Here is a 13040-nt window from a genome sequence, read left to right as displayed (position 1 = left end):
GTCACCGACACCGTCCTCTCGCCGCGCCGTTCCGCGCCCCGCGCGCCGACCCCGAAGGATTCCCTGCCCGATGACGCGCATACCCCTGCCCACGCGCTGGCTGAGCGCCGCACTGGCGTCGGTGATGACCGGCGCCCTGCTGCTCACCGGTGCCGGCCCGGCGCAGTCCGCCGGACCCCCCGACCTGCCCGACGCGGAGTCCAGCGTGCCCGGCACCGACGGCCCGCCCGCCCTGCCCCGGCCGGCCGGCACCGCCGACCCCGTCCCCCCGCCGGCACCCACCGCGTACGCCACCGGCACCGCCGACATCACCGTCGGTGCGGGGCCGGGGCCGCTGCGCCGACAGGCCGGAACGGTCGGGCTGCCGGTCACGCTGGCCGCGGCCGATACGCCGCTGACCGCCGAGGTCACCGTCCACGAGCCCGAGGACGCCGCCGCGCTGGGCCTGCCCGGTCCGCTGCTGACCGTGACCGCCGAGAACCGGAAGGCGCGGGTCCCGCTGACGGCCTCCGCCACCGACGCGGCCACCGCCACGCTGACCCTCGACTACTCCGCGATCGCCCGCGACTACGGCGGCGGGTACGGCGCCCGGCTGGGCCTGGTGGCGCTGCCCGCCTGTGCCCTCACCACCCCGGAACGCGCCGAGTGCCGGCAGGGCGAACCCGTACCGGCCGACAACGACACCCGGCGGCAGGCACTCACCGCCACCGCCCTGGAGCTGCCGGACGGCGAGCCGCTGGTGCTGGCCGCCGCAGCCGAGGAGGAAGGGGAGAAGGGCTCCTACAAGGCCACCGGCCTGGCGGCCTCCGCCACCTGGAGCACCGACCTCAACTCCGGTGCCTTCACCTGGTCCTACGACTTCCCCGCCCCCGAGGTGCCCGGCGGTCTGGCCCCCGATCTGGGCCTGGCCTACTCCTCCGGCAGCATCGACGGCCGGACCGGGGGCACCAACAACCAGGGCTCCTGGATCGGTGACGGCTTCGACATGTGGCCGGGCTACATCGAGCGCAAGTACAAGCAGTGCGGTTACGACGACGTCCAGAACGGCGACGGCGTGAAGATCTCCGACCTGTGCTGGGACCACGACAACGCCTACATCTCCTTCAACGGCGAGGCCGGAGAACTCGTCCCGGCCGGCCAGGACCGCTGGAAACTCCAGAAGGACAACGGCACCGTCATCGAACGTCTGAAGGACAGCGCGCGGGCCAACGGCGACAACGACAACGAGTACTGGCGGCTCACCGACCCCGACGGCGTCCAGTACCACTTCGGCTACCACCGGCTGCCCGGTTGGAGCAGCGGCGACCCGGTCACCGACTCCGCCTGGACCGTGCCGGTCTACGGCACCGACGGCTCCGACCCGTGCCGCGCCACCCCGCTCCGGGACTCCTGGTGCCAGCAGGCCTGGCGCTGGAACCTGGACTACGTCGTCGACACCCGCGGCAACGTCCTGACCTACTACTACGACCGCGAGCAGAACTCCTACGGCCGGTTCCTGGACGAGAAGAACAACACGCGCTACACCCGCGGCGGCACTCTCACCCGCGCCGAGTACGGCCTCACCAGGGACACCGTGCTGGACGGCGCCCCGCTCGCACGGGTGCGGTTCACCAACAGCGACCGCTGCCTGCCCGGTGACGGCGCCGACTGCTCGGACATCGACAAGAACCCGCAGTACTGGTACGACACCCCCTGGGATCTCGACTGCGCCTCCGGCGAGGACTGCGACGCCGGACGGTTCAGCCCGACCTTCTTCACCACCCACCGACTCACCGGCGTCACCACCGAGGTCCGCTCGGGCACCACGTACCGGGCCGTCGACTCCTGGAAGCTCGACCACCACTGGGGCACCGCCGACGTCGACCACCAGCTGCTTCTCGACTCGGTGACGCACACCGGGCACAGCGCCGCGCAGCCCATCACCCTGCCGCCGGTGACCTTCGCCTACACCCAGCTGGCCAACCGGCTCGACCGCAGCGGTGACGGGTACGCGCCGTTCATCAAGTCCCGGCTGTCCACCGTCGCCGACGAGGTGGGCGGACAGCTCGACGTCGGGTACTCCCCGCCGGCCTGCACCGCCGGCGCACCGCCCACCCCGGCCTCCAACACCACCCGCTGTTTTCCCCAGTACCTGGCGGGCGGCCCGCACCACGATCCCGAACTGCACTGGTTCAACAAGTACGTGACCACCTCGGTCACCGGCACCGACCGCACCGGCGGCGCACCCGACCAGGTCACCCGCTACCAGTACCTGGGCGGCGCGGCCTGGCACTGGGACGACGACAACGGCATGGTGCCCGAGAAGGAGAAGACCTGGTCCCAGTGGCGCGGCTACGGCCAGGTCCGGGTCACCACCGGCGGCCAGACGGGCACCGCCGCGCAGGAGGACACCTACTTCCTGCGCGGTATGGACGGTGACCGCAGCAACTCCTCGGGCGGCACCAGGTCGGTCACCGTACCGCTGGGCCCCGGCGAGGGCGAGGCGCTCACCGACCATCCCGCACTGGCCGGCTACCCCTACAAGACCGTCAGCTTCTCGGGCGCCGGCGGCGACATCCTGGCCAAGACCGTCAGCCGGCCCTGGCGCCACCAGACCGCCGAGCACAAGCGCGACTGGGGCACGCTGCGGGCATCGTTCACCGACGACGCGAACCGTACCTCGTGGACTTCACTGGACAACGGCGCCGGGCTGCGGTGGCGGACCACCGAACAGTCCTTCCGCTACGACACGGTCGCCGGCCGGGTCGTCGAGACCGACAGCACCGGCGACATCTCCGTCACCGGCGACGAGCAGTGCGTCCGCACCACGTACGCGACCAACACGGCACGCAACATCCTCGGGGCCGTCGCCCGCGAGGAGGCGGTGGGCGGCCGCTGCTCCGCCACGCCCGACCGGGCCGAGGACGTCACCAGCGACGTCCGGTACGCCTACGACGGCCTCGGCCACGGCGAGGCCCCGACCACCGGGGACCTGACCGCCACGGCGGTCCTGCACGAGCACGACGGCACGACCGCCCGCTACGTGGAGTCCGGCACGGCCTACGACCGCTACGGCCGGACCACCGCCGAGACCGACATCACCGCCGACATCACCGTCACCGGCGGCGGGACCCCGGTCCGGAAACCTCGCGGCGACGGACTGACCGTCACCACCTCCTACTCCCCCGCCACCGGCATCGCGACCACCGTCACCGAGACCACTCCGCCCGCCCGCTCCGGCGACGGCTCCACCGCCCAGCAGCGGGTCACCCAGGTGGACGGGGTGCGCGGCCTGCCCGAGCGGCTGACCGACACCAACGGCAGAACCACCACGTACACCCACGACGCGCTGGGCCGGATGACAGGGGTGTGGCTGCCCGACCGAAGCACCTCGCAACTGCCCAGCCTGGCCTACACCTACCGGATCGCGGAGAACCAGCCGGTGGCCGTGGGCACCCGCACCATCGGCAACCGGGGACTCCAGAACACCTCCTACGTCCTGTACGACGGTTTCCTGCGCGAGCGCCAGACCCAGGGCCCCGGCCCGGCCGGCGGCCGGCTGCTGACCGACATCTTCTACGACGAGCGCGGCCTCACCGCGAAGACCTTCGCCTCCTACTACACGACCGGGGCACCGGCCCAGAATCTGTTCCTGCCCGCCGACGAGTCGGTGGTCGAATCCCAGACCCGGCACCGCTACGACGGGCTCGGCCGCGAGACCGAGTCCACCGTCATGGCCGGCGACGGCGACGGCGGCACCGTCCTGGCCGCCACCCGGACGATCCACGGAGGCGACCGCGCCACCGTCGTACCGCCCCAGGGGGCCACCACCGTCACAACACTCGTCAACGCACTCGGCGAGCCCGTCGAGGTACGCCGCCACCACGGGCGCGACGCGGGCTCCGCCTACGACAGCACCCGCTACACCTACAACCAGCACGGCCGCCTCGCCGAGGTCACCGATCCCGCCGGGAGCACCTGGACCTACCGCTACGACCAGGTGGGCCGGCAGATCTCCTCGACCGGTCCCAACACCGGCACCAAGACCACCGCGTTCGACGAACGGGGCCGCACCGTCTCCATCACGGACGACCGGGGGGACACCCTGGCGTACGGATACGACGGCATGGGCCGGCAGACCGAGCTCCGCGAGGACAGCGCCGACGGCACACTCCTGGCCCGCTGGGAGTACGACACCGTGAGCGGCGCCCGGGGACAGCTGGGCCGCAGCATCCGCTACGAGGGCGGCGAAGCCTATGTGTCGGAGGTCCTGAACTACGACAAGCTCTACCGTCCGCTGCGCACCCGGGTCGTCATACCGGAGTCCGAGGGGGCGCTGGCCGGCAGCTATGTGTCGACCACCCAGTACGACCCGTCCGGCGAGATCCGCAGCATCGGGCTGCCGGCTGCCGGGGCCCTGCCCGGCCAGAGCGTGACCTTCGCGTACGAGGACGGCACGCTGCGGCCGGTCGCCTCCAACGGGCCGCTGGGGATCACCAGCGAGGTGACCTACAGCCTCACCGGTAAGGCGCTGCGCTACGCCCTGGGCCGCGCCGACGGGAAGCGGTCCTACGCCACCAACACCTACGAATGGGGCACCCAGCGGCTGCGGACCACCCGGCTGGACCGGGAGGACCAGCCGGGTGTCGACCGCCACGAGACCTACTCCTACGACCAGGCGGGCAACGTCCTGTCCATCGCCGACGTCGCACGCGGCGGCACCGACACCCAGTGCTTCGCCTACGACCATCTGCGGAGGCTGACCGACGCCTGGGCACAGGGCACCACCGCATGCGCGGACTCCGGCAGCGCGGCCACGGTCGGCGGCCCGGCCCCGTACCACCACTCCTACGCCTACGACGCCTCCGGCAACCGGCTCAAGGAGACCCGCCACGAGCAGGGGACGACCCGCACCTACCGGTACGCCGAGGACAGGCCCGGCACGCTGTTGGGGGTCGAGGGCACCGGGACCGACCCCGTCTCCCTCACCTACGCCTATGACGCGGCGGGCAACACCGTCACGCGCGAGGGCGGCGCGGTCGACCAGGAACTGGCGTGGAGCGCCGAGGGCCGGGTGACCGAGGTGAAGGGCTCCGACGGCAGCACCGCCTCCTACGTGTACGACGCGGACGGCAACCGGCTGATCGGCCGTACCGCCTCGGGTACCACGCTGTACCTCGGGGAGACGGAGGTGACCGTCCCGGCCGGCGGCGACCGGGCGGTGGCGACCCGCCACATCGACCTGGGCGGCGGGCATCTCGCGGTGATCAGCGACGACCGGCAGGTGTCGTTCAGCATCGCCGACCAGCACGGCACCGGGCAGTTGGCGGTGAACGCGGACAGTCAGGGGCTGGTGCAACGGCGCACCCTGCCGTTCGGCGGGCTCCGGGGTCAGCAGTCGGGCGGCCGGTGGCCCGGCAGTCGCACCTTCGCCAACGGTACGGACGACAAGGACACCGGCCTCGTCAGCATGGGCGCCCGCGAGTACGACGCGGACACCGGCCGATTCCTCTCCTCGGACCCGGTGGTGGACCACAAGAACCCCCAGCAGATGAACGGCTACACGTACGCGTACAACAACCCGCTGGCGTACGCGGACGCGAGCGGGCTGTACGGAAAGAAGATCGGCAAGCCGAGCGGGAAGAAGAAGGCGACCGGGGGCTCGGGCGGCAAGAAGCAGGTCGGCAAGCCGTCGGCGAAGAAGTCCTCGAAGTACCGCGCCGCTCCGCCGCGCAAGAAGGCGACCTACCAGGTCAGGACCGCGTCGTTCCGGGGATTGAAGAGCGGGGTGCGCAAGCCCGCGCCGTGGGACACGGAGGTCGGCTGCAACGCCATGTGCCAATGGATCAAGCTGACCGGCGCCGGCCCGCTCGCAGTGGTGGTGATGGAGTGGAAGGGCGGGCCGAACGGCTACGACGTCATCGACGAGTTCCTCAGATTCAACAATCCCGACGAGTGGAACTTCACGGAGGGCGACGCGTTCACCGAGGAGGTACGGCAGCACCACCACATGGAACTGGTCCGCGAACGGCTCAGGGAACAGCTCGGGGGTGCGGAGCCGGGAACGCTGTTCGAGGGCGAGGAGTGGAAGTACAAGAACAGCGACAAGACCTTGGCCGAGCAGGGCGCCCAAGCGGCGGAGGACATCGCGAACTACCTCGCGGGCACGGGCAACAGCTCCTACGCGGCGCTCGGGTCCTACAACGTCCGGGTCCACGTGGAGAGCATCGACCACAATGCCGGCACCGCCGAGGTCGTCATCAAGGTGTCCGACAGAATGAACTGGGACTCCCTGCTGCGTACCCTCACACCGTGGAACGCCTATGGCGACGGTGCCCGGAACCGGGGCGGGGTGCCGATCAACATCGTGTGGCGGGAGACCATCCACTTCGACTGAGGAACCGGTGGACACGGGCCCCGCCGGATGTGCTCCGGCGGGGTCAGCCGTATGCGCCCATGGAACCCTGGGCTCCTCCGGGTGCGGAAACACCCGGGGTGACGAAGGTCAGGCGAGGAACGACAGCCGCACCTGCCGCTCCGGGTTGTCCCGGTTCGTGTCCACCAACATCCGTTGAGGCAACCCGGACTATCCGTGCGGCGACGCGTACTACTGTGAGAGGTAATCTCATTTGGATAGCTCGGTATTCCGTGAGCCATGGTGGGGATCGTTGAGCGGTTGGTGCCGGACGAGTTGCGGGAGTTGTTCCAGCGGGTGCTGCCGGAGGCACGGGTGTGGGCCAAGCTCCACCGCCTGGTCCTTCACGAACTGGGTGCCCGCGGCGAGCTGGACTGGTCGCGGTGCGCGATCGACTCGGTGAACATGCGGGCCCTGAAAAGGGGGACCTGACAGGTCCGAATCCTGTCGACCGGGGGAAGTACGGCTCGAAGATCCACCTGCAGGGCATGTCCCGCTGCCCGCCCGGGTTTCCCGCCCGCCATGAGCCCGGTGGCTGCCCGCGACGACGTCGGGCGTCGCGGGCAGTCACTTTCGTACCGGTGAGGGCTGACCATGCTCAGTTCTGGCTGAGCATGCCCCGGCGGAGCTTGGCCAGCAGGCGGGTCAGGAGTCGGGAGACCTGCATCTGGGAGATGCCGAGATACTCACCGATCTGGGCCTGGGTCATCTCCTGGCCGAAGCGCATGGCTACGATCTCGCGGTCCCGGTCGTCGAGATCCTCCAGCAGCGGCGCCAGCGCGTGGAGGTTCTCGACCAGTTCCATGGCCGGATCGACGTCGCCCTTCACATCTCCGTAGGTGACGGTCTCGGATCCGTTGTGTTCGGCGCCGATGGGCAGGTCCAGGGAGCCGGCGGTGTAGCCGTTGGAGGCGATGAGGCCCTCTATGACCTCTTCCGCGGTGAGGTCCAGGTACTGGGCGAGTTCGGCGACGCTGGGGTCGCGATCGAGTCGGCCGGCGAGTTCTTCACGGGTCTTGGCCAGGGTGACGCGAAGCTCCTGCAGACGGCGCGGCACGTGGACGGCCCAGGTGGAGTCGCGGAAGAACCTCTTGATCTCCCCGACGACGTAGGGGATGGCGAAGGAGGTGAACTTCACTTCACGGCTGAGCTCGAATCGGTCGATCGCCTTGATCAGCCCGATCGTGCCGACCTGGACGATGTCCTCCATCTCGCCGCTGCCACGGTTGCGAAATCTCCTAGCCGAGAAATGCACCAGGGACAGATTGATCTCGATCAGCGTGTTCCGGGCGTACTGGTGCTCCGGTGTGCCCTCTTCGAGCACCTGCAACTGCTCGAAGAACAGGGACCCCAGCCCCCGTGCGTCCTTCGGGGCGATCTTCCCGGGTTCCTCGATCCGCGGAAGCGTCGCCGGGGCGATGACGGCGATCGCGGCCGGAGCCTCCGCGGATATCGGCATGGTCGGATCCCCGGCCGTCGACTCTGACATGAAGACCCCGCGCGCACGCAGTTGTGCGTCTGTCGTGCCTGACAGCGCCCGCGGTCCATTCTCCGGTGCGTCGGCGGAAATCCGAGGGTGTTGCGATGTGCTACGCATTCGCATCTCCCGATGGCTGCTTATCGTGTACAGCACGGGAGGGCCATGACTAGGACACCTCAGGATGGCCGGAGAAGCCGCTCCCGTGAGTGTGTGCCTGTCTGCCTAAGCACGCCGAACCAGCGTCTGTCCCCGATCGGCGGGCCCAAACACCTTCGCGGTCATAGCGGTTACCGCACCGCCGAAGTTCCCCCCGGGCCGACCCCGTCGAGGAGGGCATCGTGAACAGGCCCGAGGCGGCTGGCGGTTGCCCGGGGCCGCCCCGTGGCCCGTCAGCCCGGCAGGTCCCCGTCAGGCGTCGGGTGGCTGTGCGTCGGTGCGCTCGACCATGGCCTTGTCCACGGCGAAGATGACACACTGGACGGCGGCGATCAGGATCCGGCGCAAGGCACGGTGCACGTCCGCAGGATGCTAGACGTGCGGGATCTCGTCGGTGTCGAGGGTCTGGTCGATGATGTGGCGGGCGCAGTCGGAGATGCGTAGTCGGCGTGCTCGGGCATAGGTGCGCAGAGCGTCGTACGCCGCGTCGGGAGTGGCGTTCCAGCGTTCGGCGAGGATCCCCTTGGCCTGTTCGATGACGATGCGACTGGACAGGGCACGTTGCAGTTGTGTCTTCTCCAACTGCTCCTGTCCGAGGTCGCGCTGTTGGAGAATGGCGATCGTCGCGACGTCCGCGAGCGCCTGGGCGAGTGAAGCGTCCTGGGGGGGTCAGCGACTGCCGGCCGGTGTGGAAGAGGTTCATCGCCCCCACGGCGCGGTCACGCAAGCGAAGAGGAAAGACGTGGCTCGTCTGGAAGCCGCTGCGCCGGGCCTGGTCTGCGAACGCGGGCCAGGTCTCGTTGGCCACGGGATCGTGCAGGTCGATGTTGATGCGTGCGTCGCCGGCGCGGTAGCAGTCGAGGCAGGGGCCTTCGTCGTGCTGTATGGCGAAGAGTTCCAGCAGGTGCGTGTTCTGGTCCGACGCGGCGATCGTATGCAGGAGCCCCTTTTCGTTGGCGAGGAGAATGCCGACCGCGGAGACGTCGAGCAGACTGACGCAGTGGGCGCACAGCCCCTCAAGGAATTCGATGAGGTCGAAGTCATCGATGAGGGAGTCCGCGACCTGCACGAATACTGTTGACACCTGTTGCTCGCGGGACATGGATGTCATCCCCTCGTCTCCTTGGATGATTCGGGTTCCGGACGGTCGTCGTCGAGTCGGAGCCGCCGGGAGACGACGTCTTCGGCGGCTTCGATGATGGAACGGTCGTGGCTGTAGGTGTACGCGCGCAGGCGGAGCAGGGCCTCGCCCAGCGGAAGGTCGAGCTGGACACTGAGCATGCCGGTGGCCTGGTGGACGACAGCACGGTGCAGCTCTCCGTCCGGCTGCGCGTCGAACCAGGTCTCGCCTCGCGTTCCTGCCCCGCCGAGGAACTGGAGGGTGAGGGCTGCTGCGAGACCGAGGGCGTCATCCATCTCCTGGCCGCTCATGGGCCCGGGGGACGCGCGGAGTGCGGTGAGGACGCCGACGGAGATGCCGCCGAGGGCCAGCGGGAGGCAGAAGATGGCCCCGATCGGCAGATGGGCCATCGCCGGAACGAGGGTGGGCCATCGTGCCGCTCCCAACGCTGTCACATCGTGTTCCGCCGCCGTCTGGCTGGTGCGAAGGGCATCCGGGCCGGGGCCCTGGCCCAAGGTGAACTGGAGGTCCTCGAACGAGGCACCCACGGAGTCGGAGGACCACAACTGTTCCGTGATGTGCCCTTCGACCACCAAGGACACCACGAGGTGGTCCATGCCGAGAACCGCTACACAGCCGACGTCCAGCCCCGGCCCGACGTCCATGTGGAGGGCCCGAAGGATCCGGGTCATCTCGGGGCTGAGCACAGGCGGCCACCTTTCGGACTCCCCATCATACCGGCGGGGCAGGGGATCGATCTTCGAAGCGCCTCGCGGCGGTCTCGTCCGGACCGGAGGTGCGGAACCCCGGCCCGAGAAGAATGCCGACGGTGCCGGTCAGGGTGAACAGGCGAAGGACTGCCGGGGACGGAGCATGCGCCTGAAACTTCCGCCCCTCCGTCCGACTGTCCTGAGCTGCCGTGAGGAGAGCGGTGAGTCCACCGCAGTCGCAGAACGCGACGGCGCTCAGATCCACGTGAACGGCCGCGGCCCCGGCACGCGAGACCTCAGCCATCGCCGCGGTGAACACGGGGACGGAGTCCCTGTCCATCGCCCCGGCCAGAACGATGACGGTGCGCGTTTCCTCCTGGCGCCGGTCGACGTGGAGGAGTGGTGGAGTCTGCATCAGCCATCCTCGCTTCGAGCCTGTTGGTCGGGGCTAGCCTGGTGGAACGGCCCCGGGGTGAACGCCCGGTCGGGTTATGCAAGGCAGCGCCGTGGTGAGGAGGCCTTTCGTGGCCACGGCGCTGCCGACTCCGGCTGCCCTCTGCGGCCCCCAAGACCACGGTGGGCAACCCGGTATCGGGGCCCGTGCCTCTTACGTCCAGCGGTGGCTGGCTACGCTCGCGGCGTGGTGCAGGAGGGCTCGCGACCGCACAGCGGCCGAAGAGGCCGGCAGACCGATCAGCGCGGCAGCCTGCCCATAGGTGTGAGCGCCGAACAGGACCAGCCCAAGCACAGCCAAGTACTGCTCGGGCTGGTCCTGTTCGCGGGACGGTCGGTTCCGGTGCGACCGGAGGTACGGAGCAGGTTCCGGTAGCCGCCCGTCGGGAACACGCGCGCACCGGTTCCACAGATCCGCCGCGAGGTGCTGACGCCGCGCCCCGTTCGGACAAGGCTCGGACGGCGTCCCGTCCACCAGGGTCAGTGTGGCGACGACTGCGTCGGCGGCCAGGTCGACGTCCCGGCACAGAAGGAGAGCCAGGGAGAAGAGGGCGTCACCGTGGCAGTCGTAGTCGACCAGCGCCTCTCGCGCTCGCACCCGCCGGACCTCCGGCACACCGCTGGGAGGACTGCTGCGGGGCGACTGGACGGGACTGTGGTGCGCCATGATCTCCACCTGTTTTCGGCCGTAAGGTCAGAAACGGCCGGGGGCAGGGGCGCGGTGCTCAGGCTAGGCCCTGTCGCAGCGGAGGGCTACCCCCGTAGGCCGATGACCGGGAGATGCCGGGTCACGCTGTGGCTGTTACGTGGACGTCACCTGCCTGGGCGCTGCTCCCCGTCCCGCCCGGAGGGTACGGAGGAGCGGCGCTCAGGAAGCGGCGGCCGGGGTGCGGCGCAGTGGGGCGCCCGCCTCGTGGAGGCTGCGGAGCGCCTGCCGGTACGAGGTGATCAAGCCCGTCTCCAGATAGGAAACGCTCAGCTCGTCACAGTAGTGCCGCACGATGATCTGTGCCCTGCGCAGGTTAGGGCTGGGCATGCTCGGGAAGAGGTGGTGTTCGATCTGGTAGTTCAGTCCCCCCAGCGCGATGTCGGTGAACCAGTTGCCCCGGACGTTACGTGAGGTGAGGACCTGGCGGCGCAGGAAGTCCGGGCGGTCCTTTCCTGTCAGGATCGGCATGCCCTTGTGGTTGGGGGCGAAGACCGAGCCGAGATACACACCGAAGAGGCACTGCTGAACGGCGAGGAAGGCGATCGCCATGCCGGGCGGCAGCACCAGGAACAGTGCGGTCAGGTAGACCGCGAAGTGGCCGATGAGCAGCGCTCCCTCCAGTGGCCGGTGCTTGAGCGAGCGGTCTGCCAGCGCCCGGACACCCGCCACGTGCAGGTTGAACGCCTCCAGAGTGAGGAGGGGGAAGAACAGATAGGCCTGCAAGCGGCCGATCAGGCGGGGCAGTGAGCTGCCCCGAGTTTCGTAGAGTCCGATCTTGATTGGTTCAGGCGGACTGCGGGGTTTGCTCCTGGCTGCGCCAGAAGGCTTCCTCGTGCTCGGCCGGCGGCACGTAGTCGAGCGCGGAGTGCAGACGTTCCTCGTTGTACCAGGTGACCCACTGGAAGATCGCCCGCTCGACCTGCTCGACGTCCTTCCAAGGACCCTGCATCTCGATCAGCTCGGCCTTGAAGGTCCCGTTCAGCGCCTCGGCCATCGCGTTGTCATACGAGTCCGCGACCGACCCGACGGAGGCGGAGGCGCCGATGTCCGCGAGCCGGTCGGTATACCGAATTGACACGTATTGCGACCCGCGATCGCTGTGGTGGATCAGTCCGGAGTCCTTCTTGATCCGACGCCGCCAGAGCGCCATCTCCAGGGCGTCCAGAGGGAGTTCGGTCCGCATGTGGTTCGCGACCTGCCAGCCGACGATCATCCGCGAGTACACGTCCAGGACGAATGCCACATACATCCATCCCGACCAGGTGCGGACATAGGTCATGTCCGCGACCCACAGCTGATCGGGCCGCGAGGCGGTGAAGTCGCGGTCGACCAGGTCCGGCGGACGCGGCGCCGACGGCTCCGGGACCGTGGTGCGGCGGCGCCGGCCACGGATGACGCCCTCCAGGCCCAGCTCGGCCATCAGCCGCTCGACCGTGCAGCGGGCCACCTCGACGCCCCGGCGGCCCAGGGCCCGCGTGATCCGGCGGGCGCCATAGGTGCCGCCCGAGTCCGCGTGGACCTCCTCGATCAGAGGCATGAGCTGCTCGTCGCGGAGCCGACGGGCCGACTTCGGCCGCTTCTTGCGGGCGAAGTACGTCGACGGAGACAGGTCCAGCACCCGGCAGACGGGATCGACCCCGAGGCCGTGTCCACGCAGGTGGTCGATCACCTGCTCGGCCTCGTCCGGGGACGGTCGATCTCCTGGGCAAAAAACACCGAGGCGGCTTTCAGGATCTCGTTCGCCCGCCGCAGCTCCGCTACTTCTTTACGGAGTTGCTTGAGCTCGTCGAGCTCTGCGGTGGTGAGCCGGTCGTCCCGCTCGCCGCGGTCGGCCTCGGCCTGGCGGACCCAGCCGCGCAAGGCCTCCTTGTGGATGCCCAGGTCCTTCGCGACGTGCGCGATCGGGCGGCCGGTGGTGCGGACCTCGCGAATCGCGCGCTCGCGCAGTTCGTCCGGATATTTACGGGGTGCTGCCATGGTGCTGGTGGATCTCCTTCGCCAGGACCGTAACCCTGGCA

At 69.4% G+C, this 13040-nt stretch carries 6 protein-coding genes and 3 pseudogenes; 2 read left to right on the top strand and 7 right to left on the bottom strand.

Translation table 11 applies throughout. From position 1 onward, the window contains the following. The first annotated feature begins 70 nt into the window (after window positions 1-70). Complete coding sequence (locus tag DJ476_RS31365) at window positions 71-6376, top strand: RHS repeat domain-containing protein (protein ID WP_112492085.1); 6306 nt, start codon at window positions 71-73, stop codon at window positions 6374-6376. A 324-nt stretch (window positions 6377-6700) separates the two neighbouring features. Then, window positions 6701-6873: pseudogene (locus DJ476_RS31360) on the top strand (IS5/IS1182 family transposase); the annotation flags it as partial. Window positions 6874-6992: 119 nt separating this feature from the next. Here DJ476_RS31360 and DJ476_RS31355 read toward each other — a convergent pair. The 7 genes and pseudogenes from DJ476_RS31355 to DJ476_RS31325 all read right to left on the bottom strand — a co-directional run bounded on the left by DJ476_RS31355 (window position 6993) and on the right by DJ476_RS31325 (window position 12999). After that, on the bottom strand, window positions 6993-7853 hold the full coding sequence (locus DJ476_RS31355; protein WP_112492084.1) for a SigB/SigF/SigG family RNA polymerase sigma factor: 861 nt from the start codon (window positions 7851-7853) through the stop codon (window positions 6993-6995). A 549-nt stretch (window positions 7854-8402) separates the two neighbouring features. Next, window positions 8403-8612 (bottom strand): ANTAR domain-containing protein, encoded by a 210-nt coding sequence (locus DJ476_RS35865; RefSeq protein ID WP_318294821.1) that lies wholly within the window; start codon window positions 8610-8612, stop codon window positions 8403-8405. 145 nt (window positions 8613-8757) lie between these two features. Further along, window positions 8758-9132, bottom strand: a pseudogene (locus tag DJ476_RS35860) (transcriptional regulator); the annotation flags it as partial. 5 nt (window positions 9133-9137) lie between these two features. Beyond that, the gene (locus DJ476_RS31345; protein WP_103419418.1) at window positions 9138-9857 is read right to left on the bottom strand and encodes an ANTAR domain-containing protein; all 720 of its coding nucleotides are present in this window, start codon (window positions 9855-9857) and stop codon (window positions 9138-9140) included. A gap of 25 nt (window positions 9858-9882) precedes the next feature. Further along, window positions 9883-10275 carry an STAS domain-containing protein gene (locus tag DJ476_RS36165; RefSeq protein ID WP_103419417.1) on the bottom strand — a complete coding sequence of 131 codons (393 nt, stop codon included), beginning with the start codon at window positions 10273-10275 and terminating at the stop codon, window positions 9883-9885. Between the two features lie 906 nt (window positions 10276-11181). Next, a pseudogene (locus tag DJ476_RS31330) lies at window positions 11182-11772 on the bottom strand (fatty acid desaturase family protein); the annotation flags it as partial. Between the two features lie 34 nt (window positions 11773-11806). After that, a protein-coding gene (locus DJ476_RS31325) for an IS3 family transposase (protein WP_112489517.1) occupies window positions 11807-12999 on the bottom strand; the annotation gives its coding sequence in 2 pieces (ribosomal slippage) (window positions 11807-12735 and window positions 12735-12999; 1194 coding nt in all). Between the last annotated feature and the right edge of the window lie 41 nt (window positions 13000-13040).

The sequence above is a fragment of the Streptomyces bacillaris genome (assembly GCF_003268675.1).
Lineage (GTDB): Bacteria > Actinomycetota > Actinomycetes > Streptomycetales > Streptomycetaceae > Streptomyces > Streptomyces bacillaris.
Note: the sequence above shows the minus strand (reverse complement) of the source record. Positions and strands in the feature narration are given on the sequence as shown.